The organism is Ralstonia sp. 25C (assembly GCF_051904805.1).
GTDB lineage: Bacteria > Pseudomonadota > Gammaproteobacteria > Burkholderiales > Burkholderiaceae > Ralstonia.
Window position 1 is genome coordinate 1172581 of the sequence record NZ_CP196737.1, and the last position, 26135, is coordinate 1198715.

At 66.0% G+C, this 26135-nt stretch carries 19 protein-coding genes and 1 pseudogene; 7 read left to right on the forward strand and 13 right to left on the reverse strand.

The window, feature by feature from the left end:
* Position 1 precedes the first annotated feature (1 nt).
* From hutH to ACS7SF_RS05525, 7 genes are all read right to left on the reverse strand, one after another.
* Positions 2-1558, reverse strand: coding sequence for a histidine ammonia-lyase (gene hutH / locus ACS7SF_RS05495; RefSeq protein ID WP_439892042.1), 1557 nt, complete (start codon positions 1556-1558; stop codon positions 2-4).
* Between the two features lie 121 nt (positions 1559-1679).
* Positions 1680-3398, reverse strand: a complete 1719-nt coding sequence (hutU, locus tag ACS7SF_RS05500) for a urocanate hydratase (protein WP_439892043.1) — start codon at positions 3396-3398, stop codon at positions 1680-1682.
* A 41-nt stretch (positions 3399-3439) separates the two neighbouring features.
* Positions 3440-4144: an ABC transporter ATP-binding protein gene (locus ACS7SF_RS05505; protein ID WP_439892044.1), complete on the reverse strand. Its 705-nt coding sequence runs from the start codon at positions 4142-4144 to the stop codon at positions 3440-3442.
* Complete coding sequence (locus tag ACS7SF_RS05510; protein WP_439892045.1) at positions 4137-4937, reverse strand: ABC transporter ATP-binding protein; 801 nt, start codon at positions 4935-4937, stop codon at positions 4137-4139. Before ACS7SF_RS05510 ends, ACS7SF_RS05505 begins: the two co-directional genes overlap by 8 nt.
* A complete protein-coding gene (locus tag ACS7SF_RS05515; RefSeq protein WP_439892046.1) occupies positions 4934-5824 on the reverse strand; it encodes a branched-chain amino acid ABC transporter permease in 891 nt (296 codons plus the stop codon). The genes ACS7SF_RS05510 and ACS7SF_RS05515 overlap by 4 nt, the downstream gene beginning before the upstream one ends.
* Positions 5825-5834: 10 nt before the next feature.
* A complete protein-coding gene (locus ACS7SF_RS05520) occupies positions 5835-6698 on the reverse strand; it encodes a branched-chain amino acid ABC transporter permease (RefSeq protein ID WP_439892047.1) in 864 nt (287 codons plus the stop codon).
* Between the two features lie 27 nt (positions 6699-6725).
* Positions 6726-7910, reverse strand: a complete 1185-nt coding sequence (locus ACS7SF_RS05525) for an ABC transporter substrate-binding protein (protein ID WP_439892048.1) — start codon at positions 7908-7910, stop codon at positions 6726-6728.
* Between the two features lie 180 nt (positions 7911-8090).
* Here ACS7SF_RS05525 and hutC point away from each other — a divergent pair, with 180 nt between their 5' ends.
* A complete protein-coding gene (gene hutC, locus ACS7SF_RS05530) occupies positions 8091-8804 on the forward strand; it encodes a histidine utilization repressor (RefSeq protein ID WP_439892049.1) in 714 nt (237 codons plus the stop codon).
* A gap of 12 nt (positions 8805-8816) precedes the next feature.
* On the opposite strand, the gene ACS7SF_RS05535 is transcribed toward hutC, so the two are convergent.
* From ACS7SF_RS05535 to hrcA, 4 genes are all read right to left on the reverse strand, one after another.
* On the reverse strand, positions 8817-9686 hold the full coding sequence (locus ACS7SF_RS05535) for an ABC transporter permease subunit (protein ID WP_439892050.1): 870 nt from the start codon (positions 9684-9686) through the stop codon (positions 8817-8819).
* Positions 9683-10474, reverse strand: a complete 792-nt coding sequence (locus ACS7SF_RS05540) for a taurine ABC transporter ATP-binding protein (RefSeq protein ID WP_439892051.1) — start codon at positions 10472-10474, stop codon at positions 9683-9685. The genes ACS7SF_RS05535 and ACS7SF_RS05540 overlap by 4 nt, the downstream gene beginning before the upstream one ends.
* A complete protein-coding gene (gene tauA / locus ACS7SF_RS05545) occupies positions 10471-11532 on the reverse strand; it encodes a taurine ABC transporter substrate-binding protein (protein ID WP_439892052.1) in 1062 nt (353 codons plus the stop codon). Before tauA ends, ACS7SF_RS05540 begins: the two co-directional genes overlap by 4 nt.
* Before the next feature lie 113 nt (positions 11533-11645).
* A complete protein-coding gene (hrcA, locus tag ACS7SF_RS05550) occupies positions 11646-12704 on the reverse strand; it encodes a heat-inducible transcriptional repressor HrcA (RefSeq protein WP_439892053.1) in 1059 nt (352 codons plus the stop codon).
* Positions 12705-12814: 110 nt separating this feature from the next.
* Here hrcA and ACS7SF_RS05555 point away from each other — a divergent pair, with 110 nt between their 5' ends.
* The 6 genes and pseudogenes from ACS7SF_RS05555 to mprA (ACS7SF_RS05580) all read left to right on the forward strand — a co-directional run bounded on the left by ACS7SF_RS05555 (position 12815) and on the right by mprA (ACS7SF_RS05580) (position 22520).
* The gene (locus ACS7SF_RS05555) at positions 12815-13789 is read left to right on the forward strand and encodes an NAD kinase (protein WP_439892054.1); all 975 of its coding nucleotides are present in this window, start codon (positions 12815-12817) and stop codon (positions 13787-13789) included.
* 157 nt (positions 13790-13946) lie between these two features.
* Entirely contained in the window at positions 13947-15653 is a 1707-nt protein-coding gene (gene recN, locus ACS7SF_RS05560; RefSeq protein WP_439892055.1) for a DNA repair protein RecN, read from the forward strand.
* Positions 15654-15755: 102 nt separating this feature from the next.
* Positions 15756-16202: a hypothetical protein gene (locus tag ACS7SF_RS05565; RefSeq protein ID WP_439892056.1), complete on the forward strand. Its 447-nt coding sequence runs from the start codon at positions 15756-15758 to the stop codon at positions 16200-16202.
* 267 nt (positions 16203-16469) lie between these two features.
* A complete protein-coding gene (gene mprA, locus ACS7SF_RS05570) occupies positions 16470-18122 on the forward strand; it encodes an MprA protease, GlyGly-CTERM protein-sorting domain-containing form (RefSeq protein WP_439892057.1) in 1653 nt (550 codons plus the stop codon).
* Between the two features lie 207 nt (positions 18123-18329).
* Complete coding sequence (locus ACS7SF_RS05575; protein WP_439892058.1) at positions 18330-20288, forward strand: S8 family serine peptidase; 1959 nt, start codon at positions 18330-18332, stop codon at positions 20286-20288.
* 188 nt (positions 20289-20476) lie between these two features.
* Positions 20477-22520, forward strand: a pseudogene (gene mprA, locus ACS7SF_RS05580) (MprA protease, GlyGly-CTERM protein-sorting domain-containing form).
* 82 nt (positions 22521-22602) lie between these two features.
* Here the strand turns inward: mprA (ACS7SF_RS05580) and rrtA are convergent.
* Positions 22603-23220 carry a rhombosortase gene (gene rrtA, locus ACS7SF_RS05585; protein ID WP_439892059.1) on the reverse strand — a complete coding sequence of 206 codons (618 nt, stop codon included), beginning with the start codon at positions 23218-23220 and terminating at the stop codon, positions 22603-22605.
* Positions 23217-26069: a bifunctional [glutamate--ammonia ligase]-adenylyl-L-tyrosine phosphorylase/[glutamate--ammonia-ligase] adenylyltransferase gene (gene glnE, locus ACS7SF_RS05590; RefSeq protein WP_439892060.1), complete on the reverse strand. Its 2853-nt coding sequence runs from the start codon at positions 26067-26069 to the stop codon at positions 23217-23219. The genes rrtA and glnE overlap by 4 nt, the downstream gene beginning before the upstream one ends.
* Positions 26070-26135 lie beyond the last annotated feature (66 nt).

Sequence of the window (26135 nt, forward strand, 5' to 3'; positions counted from 1 at the left end):
ATCAGTTGAGTGTGAGTGCGGCCACGTGCTCGCGGCACGAATCGCCGAGTTGCCCATCGAGCACGAGGCGGCGGGCCGCTTCGATGTCGGGCGCGAACAGACGATCCTCGCCGTAATACGCCACGCGCGAGCGGATGCAGCCATGTGCATTCGCCAGCGTGTCGGACGTGGCCAGTGGTTTATGGAAGTCCACGCCTTGCGCCGCAGCCAGCGCTTCAATGCCGACGATGGTGGCGGTGTTGTCCGCCATGTCCTGCAGGCGGCGACCCGCGAAGGTTGCCATGCTGACGTGGTCTTCCTGGTTGGCGGAAGTCGGCAGGCTATCGACGCTGGCCGGGTGGGCGAAGGTCTTGTTCTCCGAGGCCAGCGCGGCGGCCGTGACGTGCGCAATCATGAAGCCCGAGTTCAGGCCCGGTTGCTCGACCAGGAACGGCGGCAGGCCCGACAGCGTGGAGTCGATCAGCAGCGCGATACGGCGCTCCGAGAGCGCGCCGATTTCGGCAATCGCCATCGCCAGCATGTCGGCGGCGAAGGCCACCGGCTCGGCGTGGAAGTTGCCGCCCGAAATCACTTCACCGGCATCGGCGTAGACCAGCGGGTTGTCGGTCACGGCGTTGGCTTCGGTGAGCAGCGTGGCGCCGGCCTGGCGGATCAGGTCGAAGCACGCGCCCATGACTTGCGGCTGGCAGCGCAGGCTGTACGGATCTTGCACGCGCTTGTCGCCCACGAGGTGCGACTGGCGGATGGCGCTACCGGCCAGCAGGTTGCGGTAGACAGCGGCAGTGGCGATCTGCCCTTGCTGGCCGCGCACGGCATGCACGCGCGGGTCGAACGGCGCATCGCTGCCCTTGGCCGCATCGACCGACAGCGCACCGGTCACGGTGGCCGCTTGCAACAGACGTTCGGCGAGGAACAGGCCGTTGAGTGCCAGCGCGGTCGACACTTGCGTGCCGTTGATCAGTGCCAGGCCTTCCTTGGCGGCCAGTGCGATCGGCTCGATGCCGGCGGCGGCCAGTGCCTGACGCGCCGGGGTGCGTACGCCGTTCACGCGCACATCACCCTCGCCCAGCAGGGCCAGCGTCATGTGCGCCAGCGGTGCCAGATCGCCCGAGGCGCCCACCGAACCCTTGGACGGAATGCACGGTGTGATGCCCGCGTTCAGCAGCGCCAGCAGCGTGTCGATCACGACGCGGCGCACGCCCGAGTAACCGCGTGCGAGGCTCGCGGCCTTCATCAACAGCACGAGGCGCGCAACGCTGTCGCTCACGTCTTCGCCCGTGCCGACGGCGTGCGACAGGATCAGGTTGCGTTGCAGACGCTCCAGCTCGTGCGTGGGGATCTGCGTTTTGGCCAGCAAGCCGAAGCCGGTGTTGATGCCGTAAGCGGGGTCGCCCTTGGCGACGATGGCCTGCACAGTAGCAGCCGATGCCTCGATGGCGGCAGCGCAATCACCCGACAGCGCAACGGGCGTGGGCGCGAGCCACACGCGGCGCAGGTCGGCGAAGGTCATCTCGCCGGGTTGCAGCGTCAGGATGGGGGGCGTGGTCATGGTGTTCATGGTCAAAGCGATTGGATGTTTCATTGTCGCCCCTGCGTGAAAGGGAGTACATCGCAGGGGCACATCGTCTAGTCGTATCAAAGTCCCCGCCCGCGCGGGGATGCCGGAATCCGATCCGGGCTTAGCCGATCATCGGCAGGTTCAAACCATTGCGCTTGGCGCAGGCGATGGCGGTCTCATAGCCTGCATCAGCGTGGCGCATCACGCCCGAGCCGGAATCGTTGACCAGCACGCGGCCCAGGCGCTTGGCTGCCGCGTCAGTACCGTCCGCCACGATCACCACGCCCGAGTGCTGTGAGTAACCCATACCGACGCCGCCACCGTGGTGCAGCGACACCCAGGTCGCGCCGCCGGCGGTGTTGAGCAGCGCGTTGAGCAGCGGCCAGTCGGATACGGCGTCGGTGCCATCGCGCATGGCTTCGGTTTCGCGGTTGGGGCTGGCGACGGAGCCGGTGTCCAAGTGATCGCGGCCGATCACGATCGGGGCCTTCAGCTCGCCGTTCTTGACCATCTCGTTGAAGGCCAGGCCAGCCAGGTGACGCTCACCCAGGCCCAGCCAGCAGATGCGCGCCGGCAGGCCCTGGAAGGCAATGCGGTCACGCGCCATGTCGAGCCAGCGATGCACGTGCGTGTTGTGCGGGAAGAGTTCCTTGATCTTGGCGTCGGTCTTGTAGATGTCTTCCGGGTCGCCCGACAGCGCCACCCAGCGGAACGGGCCCTTGCCCTCGCAGAACAGCGGACGGATGTAGGCCGGGACGAAGCCCGGGAAGTCGAAGGCATTCTTCACGCCCTGGTCGAACGCGACCTGGCGGATGTTGTTGCCGTAATCGACGGTCGGAATGCCCATGGCCTGGAAGTCGAGCATGGCCTGCACGTGCACGGCGCACGACTTGGCAGCCTCGTCGGTCAGGCGGGCGTGCTGCGACGGATCGCGTTGCGCAGCACGCCATTGCTCGACCGTCCAGCCAATCGGCAAGTAGCCGTTGACCAGATCATGTGCCGAGGTCTGGTCGGTCACCAGATCCGGCTTCAGGCCGCCGGCGCGGGCACGCTTGACCAGCTCCGGCAAAATTTCCGCGGCATTGCCCAGCAGGCCGATGGACACGGCCTCGCCGCGCTCGCAATGGTGGCGGATCAGATTGAATGCGTCATCGATGTCCTTGGCCTGCTTGTCGAGGTAGCGCGTACGCAGGCGGAAGTCGATGCTCGATTGCTGGCATTCGATGTTCAGCGACACGGCACCGGCCAGCGTGGCGGCCAGCGGCTGCGCGCCGCCCATGCCGCCCAGGCCGGCGGTCAGGATCCACTTGCCGGCCAGCTTGCCGTCGTAATGCTGGCGGCCGGCTTCGGCAAACGTCTCATACGTGCCTTGAACGATGCCCTGGCTGCCGATGTAGATCCAGCTGCCAGCGGTCATTTGGCCGTACATGAACAGGCCCTTGCGGTCCAGCTCGTTGAAGTGCTCCCAGTTTGCCCACTTGGGCACGAGGTTCGAATTGGCGATCAGCACGCGCGGGGCGTCCGGGTGCGTCTTGAACACGCCGACCGGCTTGCCCGATTGCACCAGCAGCGATTCGTCGTCGTTCAACTCGCGCAGCGTTTCGAGAATCTTGTCGAAGCAGGCCCAGTCGCGTGCTGCGCGGCCGATGCCGCCGTAGACGACGAGGTGCTTGGGGTTCTCGGCCACGTCCGGGTCGAGGTTGTTCTGCAGCATGCGGTAGGCGGCTTCGGTCAGCCAGCTCTTGCAGTGCAGCTCGGTGCCACGCGGGGCGCGGATTTCACGCGAGGCGTCGTAGCGCGGGTCGTTGGTCAGGTGGGTGGCGTCGGTCATGGCGTTCATTTCAGTCTCCTTCGTTCAACGAGGTGCATGGCGTGGTGCGCTCAGTGCAGCCCTAAATAAGCTTGTGCAAGCATGGGGTCATTGGCGGCATCGGCGGCGCTGCCCTGCCAGACGGCGCGGCCGGATTCGAGGACGCAGATGTCGTCGGCCACGGCCAGTGCGCGTTCGGTGTTCTGCTCCACCAGCAGGATGGTCATGCCGTCTTCGCGCAGGCGGCGCAGCGCCTGGTAGCAGAGGTCGATGACCTTGGGCATGAGACCCAGGGACAGTTCATCGATCATCACCAAGCGCGGGCGCGTCATCAGCGCGCGGCCGATGGCGAGCATCTGCTGCTCACCACCGGACAGATTGCCGGCCAGCGAGTGCAAGCGCTCGCCCAGCCGAGGGAACAGCGAGAGCACGTAGTCACGGTCGTGCGCAAAGTTGGCAGCGGGCTGGATCACGCCACCCACGCGCAGGTTGTCGAGCACCGTCAGGTCTTTGAACAGCCGGCGGCCTTCCGGTGCGATGGCAATGCCACGGCGCACACGCTCGGTGGGCGGCAGCGTGGCGATATCGATGCCATCGAAACGGATGTGCCCGCCCTGCACGCCCACATGGCCCGCCACGCTCATCAGCGTGGATGACTTGCCAGCGCCGTTCGGCCCCAGCAGACCGGTGATGGTGCCCGGGCGCAACGTGAGCGACAGCTCGTGCACGGCCTGGAACGGACCGTAGCCGCAAGAGAGGTTGAGCAGTTCAAGCATGGGCGACCTCCGTGGTGGGGTTGGCTGCGGCTTTGGCGGAGATCGCATCGCCGCCCAGATAGGCGGCGCGTACGGCGGGGTCGTCCATCACGGCGCGCGGGGCGCCTTCGGCAATCTTGCGGCCGTTGTCGAGCACGACCAAGCGGCTGCAGATGCGCATGACTTCACCCAGGTTGTGTTCGATCAGCACGATGGTTACGCCTTGGCGGTTGACCTCGGCGATGGTGTCGGCCAATGCACGAGCCTCGCGCGAGTTGAGACCGGCCAGCGGTTCGTCGAGCAACAGCACACGTGGTTGCAGCGCCAGTGCACGCGCCATTTCCAGGCGCTTGAGAATGCCCAGCGGCTGGATGGCCGGTGCCTGGTCCGCCACGTGGGCGATACCGACGCGCTCCAGCGCTTCACGCGCCGCCGCCAATTCAGCATCACGCGAGACGTTCATCAGCGCACGCAGCGGTGACGCCGTCTTCGTCGAACCTGCAGCCAGCGCCACGTTGTCGAGCACGGACATCGCACGCAGCGGCTTCACCAACTGCTGCGAGAGCGATAGCCCGCGCCGGATACGCTTGTGCACCGGCAGACCATTCAGCGATTCGCCGTCGAGCGACACGTTGCCGTCGCTGATACGGACCACGCCCGTCATCGAGCGCAGCATGGTCGTCTTGCCCGCGCCGTTCGGGCCGATCAGGCCCAGCAGTTCGCCCGCTTGCACGTTGAAGGACACACCGTCGATGGCGGTCAGGCCGCCGAAGCGCACGGTCACGTTGTCGATGGAAAGCAGTTGCGTGCTCATGCCTGCTGCCCTCCCTTCACGGCTGCCGGAGAAGCGCTGTTGCGCGCGGTGCCGCCTGCACGGAAGACGCGCGTGGCAATGGCCGCCATGCCGCCCGGCGCAAAACGCATCATCAGGAACAGCAGGCCACCGTAAACAAGCAGCTTGTAGTCGCCGATGAAATCGAACCATGCCGGCAGCGCCGACAACACCGCCGCCGCGATCGTCACGCCCGCCACTGAGCCCATGCCGCCCACCACGACCATCGACAGCACGGTCACGGAGTCGACAAAGCCGAAGCTATCCACGCTGATGAAGCCGAGGTTGGCGGCGTACAGCCCACCCGCCAGACCGGCGAGCGCCGTGCCGATGGCGAACGCCACCAGCTTGTAGCGCGGCACGTCAATGCCGAGCACGCGCATGGTGTCTTCGTCTTCCGCAATGCCGCCGAACACGCGGCCCATCCAGGCGCGGCGGATGTAGAACGAGAGCGCCGCCACCGCCACGCACAGCGCCAGCACGATCGCCATGAAGGCGAACTTCGACACACCGGCTTCGGGAATGGCGGCGATGCCCATTTCGCCGCCCAGCCATTCCTGCTGGCGCACGATGCCGACAAACAGAAAGCCGACGCCCATGGTCGTGATGGCGAGAAAGTCCGCCCGCACGCGCAGGCTGGCGAGGCCCACAACCACGCCCACGCAGCCGGTCACCAACATGGCGATCGGCAACGTGGCGAAGATGGGCATGCCCGCCTTGGCCAGCAGCGCCGTGGTGTACGCGCCAATGCCGAGGAACGCGGCGTGCCCGAGGCTGATCTGTCCGCAGAAACCGGCAATCAGGTTGAGCGACAGCGCAAAGAGGATGGCGATGCCCATCGTCGTCAACAGGGAGATTTCGTAATCCATGTGGCTCTCCTTAACGACGGGCGAACAAGCCTTGCGGCCGCACCATCAGCACCAGGATCAGGAACGCGAAGGCAATCGCATTGCGGTCCAGGAACTGGCCGATGTAGATCGTGCCGAACGACTCCACCACGCCCAGCACCAGCGCGGCAGCGAGCGTGCCCGGCACCGAGCCCAACCCACCCAGCACGATGATGGCCAGCGCCTTGTACGACGGCACGCTGCCCATGGTCGGCTCGACCAGGTTGTTGAGCAGCGCCACGGCCACCCCCGCAAACCCCGCCAGCGCAGAGCCGACGAAGAAGTTCAGGTCACGGACCTTGCGCAGCGAAATGCCGAACGACTCCGCCATCTGCGGATCGGACACCGTCGCGCGGCACGCCACGCCGATCCGGGTACGCGTCTGCAGCACCGCCAGCACGGTGATGATGACCACCGCGCCCGCCATCGCCAGCAGTTCGGCCTGCTTGAACTGCAGCCCGCCGAACAGCGGCACCTGGCCTTGCAGCGGCGCATCGGCAAACGAAATGCCGGTCGCGCCGAACACGATGCGGAAGATCTCTTCCGACGCGATATACAAGCCGATAGACGCGATGAGCGCCACGTACGGCGGCTGGCCCATCAGCGGTTGATAGGCCACGCGATACATCAGCACGCCGGCAGCGCCCGCCACCAGCATCGCCACGGCAAAGCCCAGCAACAGGCTGCCGGTGCTGTTGCACACCAGCACGCCCGCGTACGCGCCCAGCGTGAACAACGCCGCATGCGCCACGTGCAAGACCCGCAACAGGCCGTACACCAGCGTCAATCCCAACGCAATCAGCGCATAAAGGCTGCCCTGTACGAGCCCCTGCGCCACCAATTCAAGCCACAACATGGCTGCTCCTTCTCCGTGGGTCTGCGCTTACTTGGAAGCGACCTTGGTAGGCGGCGCCAGCAGCGTGGCATCGGAGATGACGGAGTGGCGGCGGAAGGCCTTGTCCTTCACCACCTGCACCTGGATGTCTTTCTTCACCTCGTGCAGATCATTGAAGCTGAGCTTGCCGATGGGCGTGTCGAACGTGCCCGTGGCCAGCGCATCGCGCAGCGCAATGCCACCCTTGCCGCCCGTCTTGCGCAGGCCGTCGATCAGCACGTTGGTGGCGGTGTAGGCACCCGCGGCGACCATGTCGGCGCCGTGGCCGGTGGCCTTGCGGAAGTCCGCCAGAAACGCCTGCGTCACCGGCGATGCGGAATCGCGGTCCAGCGACGTGGTCACCAGCGTGCCCTCGGCTGCCGCGCCGGCAATCTCCATGAACTTGTCGGAGTCGTAGCCCTCCTGGCCGATCACGGGGGCGGTCACGCCGGCCGCGCGCAATTGGCTGACCAGCGGGCCCGCCGTGAAGTAGTAGCCCGAGGCGTAGATCACGTCCGGGTTATCGGCCTTGAGCTTGGTGACGAGCGGGCCGAACTGGCGGTCCTGCAGGCCGTATTCGTATTCACCGGCCAGCGTGATGCCGAACTTGGGTGCCGCTTCCTTGAAGCCCGCCGACAGCGCCTGGCCGAAGTCGTTCTTCATGGTGACGAGCGCCACGCGCTTTTTGCCCAGGTCGTGCACGAGCTTGGCACCGGCGCGGCCCTGCACTTCGCCCATGGCGGCCACGCGGAACATGTAATCGCCAGCCAGCGTGATGTCGGGGTGGATCGCATACGCCGTCACATAAGGCACGCCGGCGCGCTGGAAGATCGGCGCCGCTGCACGCGTGGAACCCGAGTACGACCCCGACACGGCAGCCACCACCTTCTCTTTCTGCACGAGCTTGGTGGCAGCCGGCGCGGCCTCCTTGGGCGAAGCCTGATCGTCGATCACCACCAACTCGATCTTCTGGTTGGCCACGCCGCCGGCCGCATTGGCACGCGCCACGGCCAGTTGCGCGCCTTCCAGCGCGGATTGCCCATCGGCCGCCGCAAACCCGGTGCGCGGCACATTCAGGCCGATACGGATGTCGGCGTGCGCAGCCAGCGCACCGGCACCGAGGGCCAGCGCCACGGCAGCGCGCGATAGAAACAACAAGCGGAAAACAGAACGACGGGGGGCAGCAGCCTGCATGGAAGGTCTCCTCTGGTGTGATCGACGCATTACGTGGCGCTTTGCTGGCTATTCCCTCAACCGCACGCGCTCTTGTCTCGACAAATGGATGCGAAAGATTCTAAGTTGTATATACAAGTTCCGCAACCATCCGATACACTCCGGTAAACTCTGAACCCGACGTTTGCGCATCGATTCGCCATGACTCAGCCTGCACCCGATTCCACGCCCGCCTTCCAGCGCATCAAGGAAGACATCCTCGCGCGCATCGGCAGCGGCGAATGGCAGGAAGGCGAGATGATTCCGGGCGAGACCACGCTCGCGCAGACCTTTGGCGTGTCGCGCATGACGGTCAACCGCGCGCTGCGCGAGTTGACGGCCGAGCAAATCCTTACGCGCGTACAGGGGTTGGGGACATTCGTGGCGCAGCAGAAGTACCAGGCGACGCTGGTGGCGATCCGCAACATCGCCGAGGAAATTGCCGCACGCGGCCACAAGCACCGCGCAGAACTGCACCGGCTGGAACGGGCGCGCGCCGCCGATGCCATGGCAGCCATGTTTGACGTGCCGGTCGGGCGTTCGCTATTCCATTCCCTGATCGTGCATTTTGAGAACGACCTGCCGATCCAGGTGGAAGACCGCTGGGTCAATGCCGCGCTGGCGCCCGAATACATGGAGCAGGATTTCACGCAGACCACGCCAAACGCGTATCTGATGCGCGCCGCCCCGTTGCAGGGCGTGGAATACGGCATCGAGGCCCGCCTGCCTCCGCGCGAAATCGCCGAGATGCTGCACATGGACGTGCGCGAGCCGTGCCTGATGTTGCGACGGAAGACGTTGTCGCAGGGGCAGGTCGCCTCGGTGGCGACCATGTGGCACCCGGGTGGGCGGTATCAGTTCACGGGGAGTTTCTGAGCCTGAGACGCACTAACTGCGGCCCTTCCAGGGCACCACGCGTGCTTCGATAGCGCGCATGGCGAGGTCAAACGCCCACGCAATCGCGCCGATCAGCACAATACCCATCACCACGATGTCGGTGCGCAGAAAGCTCGATGCGTTGAGCACCATCTGCCCGAGCCCCACCGTGGCAGCCACCATCTCCGCCGCCACCAGCGTGGTCCAGCCAAAGCCGATGGCGATGCGCAAACCGGTGAGGATTTCCGGCAGCGCCGCCGGCAGAATCACGTGCCGCACCACCTGCGTGAAACTCGCGCCCAGCGCATAGGCAGCGTTGATCTGCTCGCGCGTGGCACTGCGCACGCCGGCCCGCGCAGCCATCGCAATCGGCGCAAAGCAGGCGAGATAGATGACGACGATCTTGGCGCGCTCGTCAATGCCCAGCCAGATGACCACGAGCGGCAGATAGGCCAGCGGCGGCAGCGGACGATAAAACTCGATAGGCGGATCCAGCAGGCCACGTGCGGTGCGCGATACACCCATCGCCAAACCGATCGGCACTGCGGTCACCGCCGCCAGCGCAAACGCACCAAACACGCGCAGCGCGCTCCAGCCCAGATGCGCAGCCAGCGGCTGACCGCCTTGAATATCACCGTGCCAGGCATCAATGAATGCCCGCCCGACCGCTTGCGGCGAGGGCAGGAACAGCGGCGGTACCCAATGAAACGTGGTCGCCGCCCACCACAGCACCAGCAACGCGCTGACTGACAACACGCTCAACCCCAGCGCGCTGCCCTGGCCCGGTAGCCGGTAACCGCGCAACTTGCGTTGGGGGGTAGCCGCAGGCACCGCTGCCTCAACGGGCGCGCCCCTGATGGCCGCTGTCTCGATCGCGCTCATGCCGCCAATTCCTCAGGCGCGCGGTGGATCAGCCCCAGCACGCGCTCGCGCCACGCAATGAATTCCGGCGACGACTTCACCGCACGTGCATCGCCGCCCGCCAGCGCCTGCCGGGAGAACGGCAGATCGAACGTCTGCACGATGCGCCCCGGCGATGGCGACATCACCACCAGCCGCGTCGCGAGGAACAACGCCTCTTCCACATCGTGCGTGATGAAGAAGACCGTGGTGCCGGTGCGCTGCCACACGTCGAGCACCAGCGTCTGCATGGTCTCGCGCGTGAACGCGTCGAGCGCGCCCATCGGTTCGTCCATCAACAAGACGCGCGGTTCAGTCGCCAGCGCGCGGGCGATGCCGACGCGCTGCTGCATGCCGCCGGATAGCGCATACACCGGCGACGTGGCATGCGCCTCCAGCCCGACCAGTCGCAGCAATTCCAGCGCTCGCGCGTGTCGCGTCTTGCGATCGACACCGCGCAGCTTGAGACCGAGCGCCACGTTGTCGCGCACGGTCAACCACGGCATGAGGCCGTAGCGCTGGAACACCACACCGCGCTCGGCACCAGGCCCGTCGACTTCGCGTCCGTCGAGCAGGATCTGCCCAGACGTTGGCGCAACAAAACCGGCCAAGCAATTCAGCAGCGTGGTCTTGCCACAGCCGGAGGCCCCGAGGGCGACAACGAACTCACCGGGGTTAATGGACAGATCCACGCCGCCGAGCGCTTGCGTCGTGCGACCGCGCGCATCGGTGTAGTCGACGCGCAGGCCGCGGACTTCAATGCGGCTCATCGTGCTGCCGTTGCCACGGCCTTGGCACCACCGGCCACACGCTGCACGAAGCGCGAATCGATGGTCGCGCCGTAATCCGGCAGCACCGCCTGGATCGTGCCCTGCGTCTTCAGGAACTGCGCCGTGGCCAGCAGCGATTGCGCTGCGCCCGATTGGGCACTGCCACCCAGCCAGCGCTTGGACGCCTGCTCCGCCGCATCCGGGAAGGCATACAGCGCCAGGCTTGCCGGCACGTCAGCCGCCGTCGCGCCCGAGGTCTTGGCCACCGCCGCCACCTGCGGAGAGGTTGCCGTCCACGCGGCCTTGTTGTCGCGGTACGCCGCGTCGGCCTTGGCCAGCACCTCGACAAACTTGGCGACAAAGTCCGCGTGGTCACGCGCGAACTTGCGGTCGGCCACAAAGCCATCAAACGTCGACTTACCCGTAGCGGCGGCGATCTTGCCGGAGGTGGTCAGCACCGTGCCGTTCTTCTTCACCTTGGCGAGCACCGGGTCCCAGATGAAGGCGGCATCGACATCACCCCGATCCCATGCGGCCGACAACTCCTGCGGCCGCAGGTTGACGACCTTCACATCGCGCGGATCGAGCCCCGCCTGTTGCAGCGCCACCAGCGCATGGAAGTGCGACGTCAACACATACGGCACGCCCAGCGTCTTGCCCTTCAAGTCCGCCACGCGCGCCACGCCGCTACCGTTGCGGGCGACCAGCGCTTCCGCGTCATTGATGTTGTCCAGAATCCAGAACAGCGACAGGTCCACACCCTGAGACACACCGGCCGCAATCGGGCTCGACCCCGCCTCGCCAATCTGCACCGAACCCGACGCAATGGCGCGCACCACATCGGCGCCGCTGGCGAGCTGGCGGTACGTCACCTTGTAGCCGGTGGCGCGCTCGACCTCACCGGTGGCCTGGGCGTAGCGCCAGGGCAGCACCATGTCCTGATAGGCGATGACGACCTCGCGGTCAGCCGCGCGTGCGGGGGCGACACCAAACAAGGCAAACGAAACGGCCGCAGACAATGCTGCAGCCAGCAAACGGGGGATGGAGAGACCAGCCATGAAAGACTCCGGCAGAAGAGAAACGCGCACATGCGCCGGAGTCGATTGTGTGAGACGGCAGACCGCGCTGTCGTCGAAGAAAAATGGCTGAGCTTATGCAGCTCGGCCGCAGATCAATATTGGCTGAGCGTGCTCGATAGCAGCTTGGCCGTGATGTCCACGATCGGAATCACGCGCTCATACGCCATGCGCATCGGCCCGATCACGCCCAGCGTGCCGACGATCTTGCCGTCCACCTCGTACGGCGCGGTGATGACCGCCATGTCCTCGTGCGGCACGAGGCTGCTTTCGCCGCCAATGAAGATCTGCACGCCCTCGGCGCGGCTCGACACATCCAGCAGTTGCAGCAGGCCCGTCTTCTGCTCGAACACGGCAAACAGGCGCCGCAGCTTGTCCATGGAAGACGACAGGTCTTCCACATCGAGCAGCTTGCGCTCGCCGGAGATCACCACCGGCTCTTCTTCCGACACAGCGCTGCTGCCCGCCTCCACCGCCGCCTGCATCAGCGAGGTCATGTCGGCCTGCAACGCAGACAGCTCGCCGCGCAGGCGCTCGCGCACGGCGTCGAAGGTCAGGCCGCCGTAATGCGCGTTGATGTAGTTGGCCGCCTCCACCAACTGCGACGGGGTGTATGGCGTATCGGTGTGGATGATGCGGTTCTGCACGTCGCCCTCGGGCGTGACGACGATCAGCAGGATGCGGTTTTCCGACAGCCGCAGGAATTCGATTTGCCGGAACGCGTGCGAGCGGCGCGGCGTCATCACCACGCCGGCAAACTGCGACAGGTTGGACAGCGTCTGCGCCGCCGCCGCAATCACCCGCTGCGACGATTCCGACCCATGCGACGCCAGTTGCGTGCGCACCTGCTCGGCAATCGCGCCCACCATCTGCTGGGCCATCCGGTCTTGCGTGCTGAGCACATCCAGCGGGCTGGCGGTCAGCATGGTGTCGACGAAGAGGCGGTACCCGCGCGGCGTGGGCACCCGCCCGGCCGAGGTGTGCGGGCTGGCGATGAAGCCCATCTCCTCCAGGTCCGACATCACATTGCGGATGGTGGCCGGCGACAGATCGAGCCCTGAATACTTCGACAAGGTGCGCGAGCCGACAGGCTGCCCCTCGGCGATGTACCGTTCGATCAGGGTCTTGAGGAGGATGGTGGCGCGCTTGTCCATGATTCTTCAATTTTACGCAAAATCAGCGCCAACCTACGGGTGATGTGGGCGTTTCTCGTCAAACACGGTCAAACGTGGCGGGGGTCATATCGATATGGTGTAATGCGCGCATGTCGATTTCCCCATCTGCCGTGGCCCCGCAAGCTCCCGCCGCCCCCTCCGGTTCACCCAGTTCACCGGCTGCGCCTGGTTCGCCCGCCGCGCCGTTCAAGACGGTTGCGCTGGTGGGCCGGTATTCGGCCGCCAACATTGCCGGCCCGCTCATGGAACTGGCGTCGTGCATCGCCGCCAGCGGCCGCGACATCGTGTTCGAGCGCGAAACGGCGCTCAATATCGGCGTCCAGGATTACCCGGCGCTGCCGCCCGAAGACATGGCACGACAGGCCGACGTGGCCGTCGTGCTCGGCGGCGACGGCACGCTGCTGGGTATCGGCCGCCACCTGGCTGGCGCAAACGTGCCCGTGATCGGCGTCAACCACGGACGGCTCGGCTTCATGACCGACATCCCGTTCGACGACGTGCACAACGTGCTGCCCGCCATGCTGGCCGGCCAGTACGAATCGGAAACGCGCACGCTGCTGCAAGCCCAGGTGGTGCGCGACGACGATGTCATCTTCTCCGCCCTCGCCTTCAACGACGTGGTGGTCAACCGCTCGGGCATTTCGGGCATGGTCGAGCTGGCGGTGTCGGTGGATGGCTTCTTCATGTACAACCAGCGTTCGGACGGCTTGATCGTCTCGACGCCCACCGGGTCGACGGCGTATGCGTTGTCGGCCGGCGGGCCGATCCTGCATCCGGCGCTCTCGGGCTTTGTGCTGGTGCCCATCGCGCCGCACTCGCTGTCCAACCGGCCGATCGTCATTCCGCACGACGCGGAAGTCGTCATCCAGGTCACCAGCGGGCGCGACGCCAGCGTCAACTTCGATATGCAGTCGCTCACGTCGCTGCTGCCGGGCGACCGCATCGTGGTGCGCCGCTCGGAGCGCACCGTGCACCTGCTGCACCCGGTCGGTTACAGCTACTACGCCACGCTGCGCAAGAAGCTGCACTGGCATGAATACCCGACCGAAGACAACCGTCTTTAAGAACCTGCCCATGATCCTACTGCGCGCCCCGATCTTGGCTTTGCGATGCTCGCCGTACCCATGTACGGCTGCCGAATCTGGCAAATGCGTCACGCCAACCTCGGGCCGCTCGCTACGGATCATGAGCACGTTCTAGAACTCCACGCTCACCGCTTCCATGCTGCGCAGCCTCACCATCCGCGATTTCGTCATCGTTCACGCGCTCGACCTCGATCTGGCCGACGGCTTTACCGTCTTCACCGGCGAGACGGGCGCGGGCAAGTCCATCCTGATCGACGCCCTGGCGCTCACGCTGGGCGAGCGCGCAGATGCGGCCGTCGTGCGTGAAGGCGCGCCACGGGCCGACATCACCGCCGAATTCGACGTCCATCCGCACGTGGCCGCGTGGCTGGAAGCCCACGAGCTGCACGATGATGAAGGCGTCATCCTGCTGCGCCGTACGGTCGATGCCGCTGGCCGCAGCAAAGCCTTCATCAACGGGGCCGCTGTCACGCTGGCGCAGCTGCGCGAGGTGGGCGAACAACTCGTCGACATCCACGGCCAGCACGCGCATCAACTGCTGCTCAAGACCGACGCGCAGCGCAGCCTGCTTGACGCCCACGCCGGCCTCGAAGACGACGTACGCGCCGTCGGCGAGCGCTATCGCGCCTGGCAGGCCGTGGTGCGCCTGCGCGAAGCCGCCGAGCAGCAATCGCGCGAGGCGCAGCTCGAACGCGAGCGCATCGAATGGCAGGTCAATGAACTGCAGAAGCTCGGGCCCCAGCCCGGCGAGTGGGAAGACGTGCAGGCCGAACACCACCGCCTGTCGCACGCCGCCAGCCTGATCGAAGGCACGCGCGCGGCGCTGGATGGCCTGTCCGAATCGGAAGGCGCCGTGCTGACCCAGCTGGGCGCCACGCTGCATACGCTGCGCGAACTGGCCGAGATCGACCCCGCGCTGGCCGATGTGCTGGCCGCGCTCGAACCGGCCGAGGTGCAGATCCAGGAAGCCGTGCACTCGCTCGCCCGCTATGCGGATCGTGCGGAGCTGGACCCGGACCGCCTGGCCGAAGTCGACGCGCGCATGCAGGCGCTGCACACCATGGCGCGCAAATACCGTGTCGCGCCCGAAACGCTGCCGGCTGAACTGGCCGAGCGCCAGACGCAACTGGCTGCGCTGCAGGCGGCATCCGATCTGGAGGCGCTGCAGGCCCAGGAAGCGCAAACCCGTGCGGCGTATGTCGACATCGCGCAGGCGTTGTCACGTGCCCGCGCCAAGGCCGCGCGCGAACTGGCCGAAGCCGTGACGGGCGCCATGCAAGGCCTGTCGATGGCCGGCGGGCGTTTCGACATCGCGCTGCATGCGCTGGAGCACGGTGGCGCGGCGGGGCTGGAGCAAGTCGAATTCCTCGTCGCCGGGCATGCGGGCGTCTCGCCGCGGCCACTGGCGAAAGTCGCCTCGGGCGGCGAGCTGGCGCGGATCAGCCTGGCCATCTCCGTGATCGCCAGCGAGGCCAGCCCCACCCCCACACTGATCTTTGACGAGGTCGATTCCGGCATCGGCGGCGCCGTGGCAGAAGTCGTTGGCCGGCGCCTGCGCGAACTCGGCACGCGTCGCCAGGTGCTGTGCGTGACCCACCTGCCGCAGGTGGCCGCACTGGCCAATCACCACATTCAAGTCGCCAAGCAGACCGTGGCCGGCAGCACGCGCTCCGACCTGTTGGTGCTGGACGCCACCGGCCGCGTGGACGAGATCGCCCGCATGCTGGGCGGCGCGTCGCTCACCGACACCACGCGGCGCCATGCGGACGAAATGCTCGCTGCTGGCCGCGCGCAGCCGGCTCCCGCGCCGTCTGCGCGGAAAACCCGGCGCGTGGCGCAGTGATCGCCTATACCCATCAGAGCAGTCAGAGCGCATCGGCCATTCTGTGCAACATTCCGGCGCTGCCTGACGCAGCTGCCTTCACCCGAATCCAAGGAGAATTTCATGGCCCGTCCGGCTGCCCAACACCGATCCCTGCTAGCGCTGGTCAAGCCCGCGCTGGCTGCAACGCTCGGCCTGTGCCTGCTGGCCGCATGCAAATCGGTCCCTGCCATTGACCCGGGCCAGCCGCCTGCCATGGACCCCGCTTCCGCCAACACGCAGCCGCCCGCGTCCGTGTCGGCCGCACAAAACCTGGGCGACATCATCATCGGGCTGAGCACGCCGACGACTTCGTCGACCACCGTGCAAAACGTGGTCGACGCAGCAGGCGCACGCGCCACGCCGCGCCTGGCCTTTACTGTCGTGCGTCCGATGTCGGGCGGCTTCTGGGTGGTGCGGGCCAGTTCGGGCGATGCGTCGGCCACGCTGGATGGCGCCATCGCGGCATTGCGCGCTGCACCGGGCATCGCCTCGGCAGATGCCGATCGCGTGATGCGCATTCAGCGATAAGCCTTCGCCCTTCCGCGCCTCCACCGTAGGGGGTGCACCGCTCCACACTGTGAACAATGCGGCGCCTCACGCGCCCGGCGGCAGCCTGCTGCGCTGCAGCTCCGACCTCTTGCACGCGTGCTTGAGGCCTTCCTCCATACCTCAGGCGCCTCTCGTCATCACAAATGGGCAAGCTGCGTGCTAACGTTGCTTTTGTGTAACGTCTTGTCAACGGTCACATCCTGACGACGTTTCTCATCTCAGCAAGACGCCTCGGAGCACGCATTGATGACCCCCTCCTCCCTCTTCCGGTTGAAGTTCTGGCTCCGCGCAGGCGCGAGCATGGCCTGTGCCACCGGTTTGCTTGGCGCGCTGCCCGCCAACGCCGCCCCGGCGCAAGCGCAATACACGGGCGACCTGATCATCAAATGGCGCGACGACACCAGCGGCACACGCAAGACGCTGTCGGCCACGGAAGCGAACAACCGGCTGCTATCGATCGCACAAGCGGCGGGGAGCACGCTGCAAGTCAAGCGCACGCTGGCCACCGATGCGCAACTCATGCGCACGGGCCTGACCGATTCGGCCAGCATTGAAGCCGCCGCCGCCAAGATCGCGCAAGATGCGCGTGTGGCCTATGCGGTGCCTGATCGCGTCCTGCATCCCAACACCGTCCCCAACGACCCGCTGTTTGCCTCGCAGAACAACCTGGCCTCGCCCACGGTGGTGCCGGGCGGGATCAACGTGGCATCGGCCTGGAGCATTACGCAGGGTTCGAACATCGTGGTTGCCGTGGTGGACACGGGTTATACCGACCACCCCGATCTGTCGGGCAAGATCCTGCCCGGCTACAACTTCATCTCCGACCCGGCGCGCGCGGGCAACTCGTTTGGCCGTGGCACGGACGCGCATGACATGGGTGACATCGTCACAGCAGCTGATGTGCCAAAGATCTCAGGCTGTACTAACAGCGACATTAGCAATCCGGCCACTAGCAGCTGGCACGGCACCGAGGTCGGCAGCGTGCTGGCCGCCGGCACCAACAACGGGCTCTCCATCGCTGGCGTGGGCTGGAACACCCAGTTCGTGCCGGTGCGCGTATCGGGCAAATGCGGTGCGCTGCTGTCCGACACGGTGGACGGCATGCTGTGGGCCGGCGGCATCGCCGTGTCGGGCGTGCCCACCAACAACCACCCGGCGCGTGTGGTGAACGTGAGCCTGGGCAGCACAAGTTCATGCTCGGCGGCCGAGCAGGATGCAGTGAACCGGCTGGCAGCACTGGGCACCGTCGTGGTGGCAGCAGCCGGCAACGAAGCCGCGCAAACCGTGGATGCGCCGGCCAATTGCACAGGTGCCATCGCCGTGACTGCCCACGTGGATAGCGGTGAAAACGCCAGCTACGCCAATGTCGGATCGCAAGTCGCACTGTCTGCGCCGGGTGGGGGCTGCGGCAACTCCAAGGTCATCACCAGCACAAACCCGGCAACCTGCGCCGAAACGCCTTCCGCTATCCAGGCCGACTCGAATGACGGCGCGCAGACGCTGGGTAACTACGTCGTCAAGTCGGTGGCCGGCACGAGCTTCTCCACCCCAGAGGTAGCCGGCACGATTGCGCTCATGTTGAGCGTGCAGCCGCAGTTGTCCAACGCCCAGATCCTCGCCGGCCTGCAAACAACGGCGCGCCCGCACCCGAGCGGCACGTATTGCGCCGTCAACAGCGGCATCTGCGGTGCCGGGCTGCTGGATACGGCAGGGGCCGTCGGCTACGCACAGCGCACCACGCCCGCCGGCATCGGCAGTGGCACATCCGGTTCCGGCACGTCCGCCGGCTCCAGCAGCGGTGGTGGTGGTGGCGGCGGCGGCGGCGGCGCGATGCCGCTGGCCGTGGCCGCATTGCTGCTGGCCGCCGGGTTGGTCGGCCAACGACGTCGCCGCGGCTGACACCCTTTCCCGCCTGCCCGCACCGCCCGGTGCGGGCGTCTGATTTTCCCCGCCTCGCTGTTTCTCTCCGAGCCCAGGTTTTCGGGCTCGCGCCGAGCCTTGTCTGATTAACACCCAGGTTTCCACCTAATTCATTTAGGCAGAGGGCTTGCCGATCTACCCCAACAATCACGTGACGTTTATCAACAAAAAAATAGGGAAAATCCTATGGAAAAATCGGTCACCAGGGGTTTTGTTCATGCACTGACAGCACTCGGACTGGCATCGTATTCGGCCACACCGATATTTGCGACAGAGAAATCGGCGACGTTCAATACCCAGTTGCAGTGGGTCACGCAACTCATCGTCAAGGAAACATCGGGGGCCAGCGGCACGTTGCGGCCGCAGTCCGAATATGCGGGTGCGGCTGCCGTGCAGCGCTGGTCCGCCGCAGCGCAATTGCCGGTGGCATATCTGCGCCCCATGTCCGGCGGGGCCCACGTGGTGACACTGCCCCAAGCCATGACGTTGGAAGACGCGCAAACGGTAGCGCAGCGCATGGAAGCCAGCGGCCAGTTTGATTACGTGTCGCCCGATCGCATCCTGCGGCCGATGGCCATGGCTGGCGATCCGCTCTTCAATCAGCAATGGAACCTGCTGCCCCCCAGCCCCGCTGTCGCGGGCGGCGCCAATGTAACGGCCGCCTGGGACACGACCACCGGCGCGCCAACGGTCGGCATCGGCATCGTCAACACGGGCATCCGCGCTGACCATGCAGACTTTGCTGGCGTGACCTTCGTCCCGGGCTACAACTTCGTGCGCAGCAGCGCAATGACCGGCCTGACCGACCCGAAGACCGGCAACGCCTTCCCGACCGGGTTCGTCAACAACGGCGCCAACAACAACGCCGCCAACTACGACCCGTCGGACCCCGGCGATTGGATCAGCAATAGCGATGCCGCATCGTTTCCCACGCTGTGCGGCAGCCAGAGCAACAGCAGCTGGCACGGTACGTTCGTCGCCGGCCAGATTGCGGCGCAACACAACAGCATCGGCATCGCGGGCATCGCGCCGGGCGTGCGCGTGCAGATGGCGCGGGCGCTGGGCAAGTGTGGGGGCGCGACCTCCGACATCATGGACGCGATGACGTGGCTGGCCGGCGGCACCGTCCCGCGCCTGGCCAACAACCCGACGCCCGCCAAAGTCATCAGCATGAGCCTGGGTGGCACGGGTCCATGTTCGAGCAGCGAGCAAGCGGCCATCACTGCGGCGCGCGGGCTGGGCGCCACCATCGTCGTGGCAGCCGGCAACGAATCGGGGCCCGTCGATTCGCCCGCCAACTGCACAGGCACTATCGCCGTGACCGCGCACACGGTCGAGGGCGACAGCGCCTGGTATGCCAACGTGGGCACGCAGACGGCCATCAGCGCGCCGGGCGGCGGCGTGGGCACGGTCATTCGTGGCGCAGGCACCGGGATCGTGTCGCTGTCCAACACGGGCACCAACGGGCCGGTTGCATCGCCCAGCGGCGACCGGTATGCCAACGACATCGGCACATCCATGGCCACGCCGCATGTGTCGGCCGTGGCGGCGCTCATGCTGTCGATCCAGCCGGCGCTCACGCCCGACAACATCACCGCGATCCTCAAGCAATCGGCCCGTCCGTTCCCAGCAGGCACCTATTGCGCCACGCACCCGGGCGTATGCGGCGCCGGCATGCTCGATGCCGGCTCGGCCATTGCGCAGACGCTGGGGCAGCCGACCGTGCACGTTGGCGCATCGGCTTCGAGCGTCGCCCCCAGCGCCAATGTCACGCTGACAGCCGTCAGCGGCCCCGGCTATGGACGAAGCGCCGGCAACCCGATCTGGGCGCAGACAGCAGGCGCACCCGTCTCGCTGACGACCTCCGCGCCCGATGCCAACGGCAACAGCACGGCCACCTTCACGCCAACCGCGGCTGGGGTCTACAGCTTCGGCGTTACGTTGACCAACAACGCAGGCGCCACGGCCAGCGACACCGTGAGCGTGACCGTAGCGGGGGCACCCACGTCGCCCGGCACCGATACGGGGGCCGGCACGGGAGCCTCGTCGGGCGGTGGGGGTGGCGGTGGGGCAATCGGATTCGCCTATGCGGCGCTATTGCTCGCAGCAAGCCTCACGCATCGGCTTAGGCGCGGCGCCCGTTAAGCGATTGCCGGCCCGTTTCACGTTGCATCCTTCGAGCGTGGGATTGCATCCCCTAGCACCCCATCGCATCAGCGTTTGTGAAGTTGTAAGAAATTTTCAATTCCGTATTTAGTTCTTTTTTTGTCGTGCCGCGTCGTCAATATTGAGATAATTCCGCCTCTTTTTGTTACAACAATAGGACTTTTCAAATGAAGGCGATTGTCCCGGGGGGGGATGGTCCGTGCGCTGATCGCGCTCGGACTGGTTTCGTATCAAATGACGCCAGCGCTGGCAGTAGGCAAGAACGCCGCACCAGCCGTGCAGTTGCAATGGGTGACGCAACTCATTGTCAAGGAGAAAAGCAGCGGGCTGAAGACGCAATCGGTTGCGGCGGGGGGCGTGGTTTCGCGTGCTGACGTTGCGACGTTGCAGCGCTGGTCTGCTGCAGCGCAACTGCCGATGACGTACAAACGAGCCATGTCGGGCGGTGCCCATGTGGTGACGCTTCCCAGCGCGATGTCACTCGCTGATGCGCAAACGGTAGCGCAGCGCATGGAAGCCAGCGGCCAGTTCGAGTATGTCTCGCCGGACCGCATCATGCGCCCCACTGCCGTGGCGAATGACCCGCAGTTCGTCAATCAGTGGAGTCTGTGGCCGAGTACTGTCGTGGCCAACGGCCCAGCTACGTCCGCAGCGGGGGGAGCCAATATCACCACGGCATGGGACAAGACGAAGGGTGCCAGCACCGTCAATGTCGCGGTCATCGATACCGGCTTGCTGGCCGGTCACCAAGACCTCGCACTCGCACACATCCGCCCCGGCTACGATTTCATCAGCAACGACGCGTACCACGGCACGCCTGATCCGGTCACCCACAACACGGTGCCATTGGGCTTTGTCGAAAACGACCCCGGCGACACCCCGGCAGGCCGTGACAGCAACCCTGCAGACCCCGGCGATTGGGTGACCTCGGGAGACACCACGAGCTACCCGAGCTACTGCGGCACCGCGGGAACTCAAAGCAACAGCAGTTGGCACGGCACCTTTGTGACGGGGCAGATCGTTGCGCAGCACAACTCGGTCGGCATCGCGGGCATTGCACCCAACGTAACCATCCAGATGGCTCGCGCACTCGGCAAGTGCGGCGGCACGTCGTCGGACATCATCGACGCACTGGCCTGGGTGACTGGGGCAAGTGGCGTCCCCGGCGCGGGTGGTACTGCGCTTACCGTCAATTCGCCAGCGGCCAACGTGGTCAATATGAGCTTGGGCGGTGCTGGCGCGTGCTCCGCGGCAGAGCAGGCTGTCATCACCGCGGCGCGCAATCGTGGTGCGACGATCGTGGTGGCAACCGGGAACGACGGCGCCGCCAGCATCGGCTCGCCAGCCAACTGCAACGGCGTGATTGCCGTGACAGCACACACCATCGACGGCGACAGCGCCAACTATGCCAACGTCGGTACCGGCACCACGATCAGTGCACCGGGCGGTGGCTCGGGCACGGTATCGGCCGGCGGCGGCAATCAGATCGTGTCGCTATCGAATACAGGCACGACAACGCCAGTTGCAGATACGTATGCCAGTGCAATGGGTACCTCGATGGCCACGCCGCATGTGGCGGGCGTCGCTGCACTGCTGCTGTCCTTCAAACCCACACTGACTGTGGATGACATCAAGGCGATCCTCACGCAATCGGCGCGCGCCTTCCCGGCGGGGACATTCTGTGCGCAACACACTGGCGCGTGCGGTGCCGGCATGTTGGACGCGGGCGCTGCGCTCACGCTGGCGGTGGGTAACCCCACGTTGAGCCTATCCAGCTCGGCGAGCACGATCGTCGCCAACAACGCCGTAACGCTCACCGCAGTTGCTGGAGCAGGCTTTGGCAACACGCTCTCCAGCGTCGTATGGGCGCAAACCGCCGGCACGAGTGTAACGGTCACAACGGCAGGCCCCGACAGCAACGGCAATGCAACGGCAACGTTCACTCCCACTGCGGCGGGCACCTACACTTTCGCGGTCACGGTCACCAACAACGCCGGCGGCACGGTAACCAATTCGATTTCCGTGACGGTCACCGCTCCGCCGACCACAGGCGGCACAGGCGGCACAGGCGGTAGCACCTTGCCCTTCAGTGGCGGCACCAGCGGCACCGGCCCCCTGAACCAAAGCGGGGGTGGCGGCGCCCTTCCCCTGTGGCTAGCGGGCCTGCTGCTCGTCGGCGGCGCGTTCGCCTTCCGCCATCGCAAGGCTTGATCGGGTAACGCAAAACGGACACGCCGGCCTTCGCTGGCGTGTCCGTTTTATTTTCGACTCGGCCGCATCGGCGGCCCGCTGCTCACATACTCAGCCGCTTGCCGCGAGCGCGCCACTCCCCCAATACCCAGATCAGTAGCCCGCTTGCCGCGCCCACGGCATGGGCGATGCGCACCACGCCAAAGCCCCAGTGCGGGTCATAGATGATGGGCGACAGCCACGATTGTTCCAGCCACACCTTCACCAGCACGCCCACGCACAGCGCCACACCAATCCAGCGCGAGAGGCGATCCTCGTCCTCGTCAGCCGCAGGCTGTAGCAACCGTAGGCCACCCCATGCAGCCAGCCCGTGCAGCGCACCGGAAAGGCCGCCATACCACTGCACTGCAGGCTGATTCAGCAAAACGACCTGCACCAGCACACCACACGCCACCAGCACGCCCACGATGGCTTGTGGCCGCAGCACGCGCGCCAGCAGCAAGGTCAGCCCCGCTGCCGCCATCCCGTCGCCCAGCCAATGCCATAGATCGAGGTGGACCCACATGGCCGTAACGAGGCGCCACCACTGCCCCGCACGCACCGCCTCACGCTGATACAACCCGACTGCATGCAGCCACGGCACAAACGAAAATGCCGCCGACAACACGGCAACGCCAGCGCACGCGCCCCACGTCTGCAAGGTCTGACGATGCACCCTCATTGCGCTGGCGCCGCTCCAAATACCTCAGCCCACAACGCCAGTACCTGGGCGGTTTCGTGCGCGCAGGTACCAGCCGGGACGCGCGCAGCGGATTGCCCATCCAAACGCAGCTTGTGTTGCCGCGCACGGAAATCGCGGTAGGCATCCGCCACCTGTGCGGCACGCGTGGGGTCGATCAAACCCAGCTCGGCGGCCATGTGCAGCAGCGCGATGTTGCCCTTGTTGCGGGTGAGTTCGGCATGCACGGCGCTGTGCAGCAGCACCAGAAACTGCACGGTGAATTCGATATCCACCATGCCACCGCGATCGTGCTTGAGGTCGAACAACTGCGTCGGATTCGCATGGCCCTCCGACACCCGCTCGCGCATCGCCACGATCTCGTCGCGCAGGGGGCCCGCTTCGCGCACTTGCCGCAGCACGGCGGTCCGCAGCGCTTCAAAGCGTTCGCCGATGTCCGCATCGCCCGCACAGAAGCGCGCGCGCGTGAGCGCCTGGTGTTCCCACACCCACGCAGCGTTGTCGCCCTCGCGCATCTGGTAACGGCGGAAGGCCTCGAAGTGCGTGACCATCAGCCCCGCCGCACCGTTCGGCCGCAGCCGCGTATCCACGTCGAACAACGTGCCGGCAGCGGTGTGGCTGGTCAACCAGGTAATCAGCTTGCGCGCGAATGACGCATAGATTTCCGGGGCACGCTCGTCGTCATCGTCATACAGAAAGATGATGTCGAGGTCCGACGCATAGCCCAGTTCCTTGCCGCCCAGGCGCCCATAGGCGACGACCGCAAAACGCGGCACCTCCCGATGGCGCGTGCCGACCTGCTTCCACACCGTCTCCAGCGTCAGGTCGAGCACGGCGTCAGCCAGATCCGACAGACGATCGCTGATGTGTTCCACGCTCAGCAGCCCCTGCAGGTCCAGCAGCAGCACGCGGAAGGTCTCGGCATGGTGCTCCTGGCGCAGGATGTCCATCTGCATTTCAACGTGGTCTTCCGCGGCATGCAGGCGTTCGCGCACGCGCTCGCGGAAGGCGGGCCAATCGGGTTCCGCCGACAGCGCCTCCATATCGAGCAGCTCATCGAGCAGTTGCGGATGGCGCGTGAGGTAGTCCGCCGCCCAGCGCGATGCATGCAGCGTGTGTGCCACGCGCTCCATGGCCTGCGGGTATTCGCTCAGCAGGGAGAGGTACGACGCGCGTCGGCTGATTGCATCGAAAAAATCGAGAAAGCGCGCGATGGTGACATCCGCATCGGTCTGCCGTGCGGCGTGGTCGAGCGCGCGGTTGATGAGCAGGTCGAAACGCTGGCGGCTCACTTCCGACAACGCCCGGTAGCGCGGCGAATTGCGCGTGGCGCGCAGGCGGTCCAGCACGCTGTGGGGGTCGGCATAGCCGAGGTCTGCCAGTTGCGCGTGGGCGGCTTCGGTGTGCTCATCGTCGAGCAGATCGGCATGCCAGATCGACGCACACGGCGGCTGGCTGTCTTGCTTGTCAGAGAAGGTCTGCTCGAACTGCTGCGCGACCTCTTCCTGATACGCCTCCAGCTTGGCGACCAGCGCGGCGTAGTCGTCAAAGCCCATCATGCGCGCCACGCGATGCTGGTCTTCGGGCGAGCCCGGCAGGTTATGCGTCTGCGCGTCTTCGATGTATTGCAGGCGGTGCTCAAGCTGGCGCAGAAAGCGATACGCCTCGGTCAGCCGCGCGACCACGTCTTCGCCGATCAGGCCGCGTTCGGCTGCAGCGCGCAGCACCTCGAGCGTGGGCCGCACGCGCAATGCAAAATCCTGCCCGCCGCGAATCAGCTGAAACACCTGCGCGACGAACTCGATCTCGCGGATGCCGCCGCGCCCGAGCTTGATGTTCGGCGAACGCGCATGCACCTGGCCATCGCTGGGGCCGTGCTGGCGAATGGCGCTATTGCTACGCTTGGCCGCCTCGCTGCGAATCTGCGCGTGCAGGGCGCGAATCGCGGCAATCACGCCGTAATCCAGATAGCGGCGGAACACGAACGGCGTGGTCACACGTTCCAGCTGCTGAATCACGCGCGCTGCATGGGGGCTGGTCGGGTCGGTGATGACGCGGCCCTTGATCCAGGCATAGCGCTCCCACTCCCGCCCCTGCACGACAAAGTATTCCTCCAGCATGCCCAGGCTGCACACCAGCGGCCCCGCGTCGCCATTCGGGCGCAAGCGCATGTCGACGCGGAACACGTAGCCGTCTTCCGTCACATCAGCCAGGACGTTGATCAGCCGCCGGCCAAGCTTGGTGAAGTATTCGTGGTTGGACAGCGGGCGCGGGCCGCCTTGCGTATCACCATCGTCGTCGTAGAGGAAGATCAGGTCGATGTCGGACGAGACGTTAAGCTCTCGCCCGCCCAGCTTGCCCATGCCGACCACCACCAGCTCCTGCACCTCACCCGAGGATTGCCCGATGGGCTGGCCATGCAGCGCTTCCAGCTCCCGGCCGATCACGGAAATGGCCGCGCGCACGGCAAATTCGGCCAGGTCGGTCATGGTGCCGGTCACTTCATCGAGCGTGGCCGCGCCCGTCAGATCGCGCTCGACCAGTCCGGCAAACACCTCGTTGCGCAGCAGCCGCAAAGCACGCTTGAGCGCGGGCTCCAGGTCCACGGCGGTGGTATCGAACAGTTCGGTAAAGCGCGCGGACAGCCACGCCACGTCGATCACCCCTGCGGCCGCAGCCTGGGCACGCTCGGCCCAACCTTCGCGCGCGTGTGCAAGGCGCTGAACATAACGCGAATACGCCAGCGCAAACGGCAGGGCGGGGGCGGAGGTTTCCGGCGCACGGGCCGGCGCTTGCAGAAACGGCTGGGCAGACAAGGCGGAATCAGTCATGCGAACCATCGGGTCAACAGCGGGGACAACAACAGGAAGCGCTCATTCTCGCTGAAATGTCCGCTG

Coding starts and splice junctions, on each gene's coding strand:
- hutH (WP_439892042.1), bottom strand. CDS start 1,558: ATGAACACCATGACCACGCCCCCCATCCTGACGCTGCAACCCGGCGAG.
- hutU (WP_439892043.1), bottom strand. CDS start 3,398: ATGAACGCCATGACCGACGCCACCCACCTGACCAACGACCCGCGCTAC.
- ACS7SF_RS05505 (WP_439892044.1), bottom strand. CDS start 4,144: ATGCTTGAACTGCTCAACCTCTCTTGCGGCTACGGTCCGTTCCAGGCC.
- ACS7SF_RS05510 (WP_439892045.1), bottom strand. CDS start 4,937: ATGAGCACGCAACTGCTTTCCATCGACAACGTGACCGTGCGCTTCGGC.
- ACS7SF_RS05515 (WP_439892046.1), bottom strand. CDS start 5,824: ATGGATTACGAAATCTCCCTGTTGACGACGATGGGCATCGCCATCCTC.
- ACS7SF_RS05520 (WP_439892047.1), bottom strand. CDS start 6,698: ATGTTGTGGCTTGAATTGGTGGCGCAGGGGCTCGTACAGGGCAGCCTT.
- ACS7SF_RS05525 (WP_439892048.1), bottom strand. CDS start 7,910: ATGCAGGCTGCTGCCCCCCGTCGTTCTGTTTTCCGCTTGTTGTTTCTA.
- hutC (WP_439892049.1), top strand. CDS start 8,091: ATGACTCAGCCTGCACCCGATTCCACGCCCGCCTTCCAGCGCATCAAG.
- ACS7SF_RS05535 (WP_439892050.1), bottom strand. CDS start 9,686: ATGAGCGCGATCGAGACAGCGGCCATCAGGGGCGCGCCCGTTGAGGCA.
- ACS7SF_RS05540 (WP_439892051.1), bottom strand. CDS start 10,474: ATGAGCCGCATTGAAGTCCGCGGCCTGCGCGTCGACTACACCGATGCG.
- tauA (WP_439892052.1), bottom strand. CDS start 11,532: ATGGCTGGTCTCTCCATCCCCCGTTTGCTGGCTGCAGCATTGTCTGCG.
- hrcA (WP_439892053.1), bottom strand. CDS start 12,704: ATGGACAAGCGCGCCACCATCCTCCTCAAGACCCTGATCGAACGGTAC.
- ACS7SF_RS05555 (WP_439892054.1), top strand. CDS start 12,815: ATGTCGATTTCCCCATCTGCCGTGGCCCCGCAAGCTCCCGCCGCCCCC.
- recN (WP_439892055.1), top strand. CDS start 13,947: ATGCTGCGCAGCCTCACCATCCGCGATTTCGTCATCGTTCACGCGCTC.
- ACS7SF_RS05565 (WP_439892056.1), top strand. CDS start 15,756: ATGGCCCGTCCGGCTGCCCAACACCGATCCCTGCTAGCGCTGGTCAAG.
- mprA (WP_439892057.1), top strand. CDS start 16,470: ATGACCCCCTCCTCCCTCTTCCGGTTGAAGTTCTGGCTCCGCGCAGGC.
- ACS7SF_RS05575 (WP_439892058.1), top strand. CDS start 18,330: ATGGAAAAATCGGTCACCAGGGGTTTTGTTCATGCACTGACAGCACTC.
- rrtA (WP_439892059.1), bottom strand. CDS start 23,220: ATGAGGGTGCATCGTCAGACCTTGCAGACGTGGGGCGCGTGCGCTGGC.
- glnE (WP_439892060.1), bottom strand. CDS start 26,069: ATGACTGATTCCGCCTTGTCTGCCCAGCCGTTTCTGCAAGCGCCGGCC.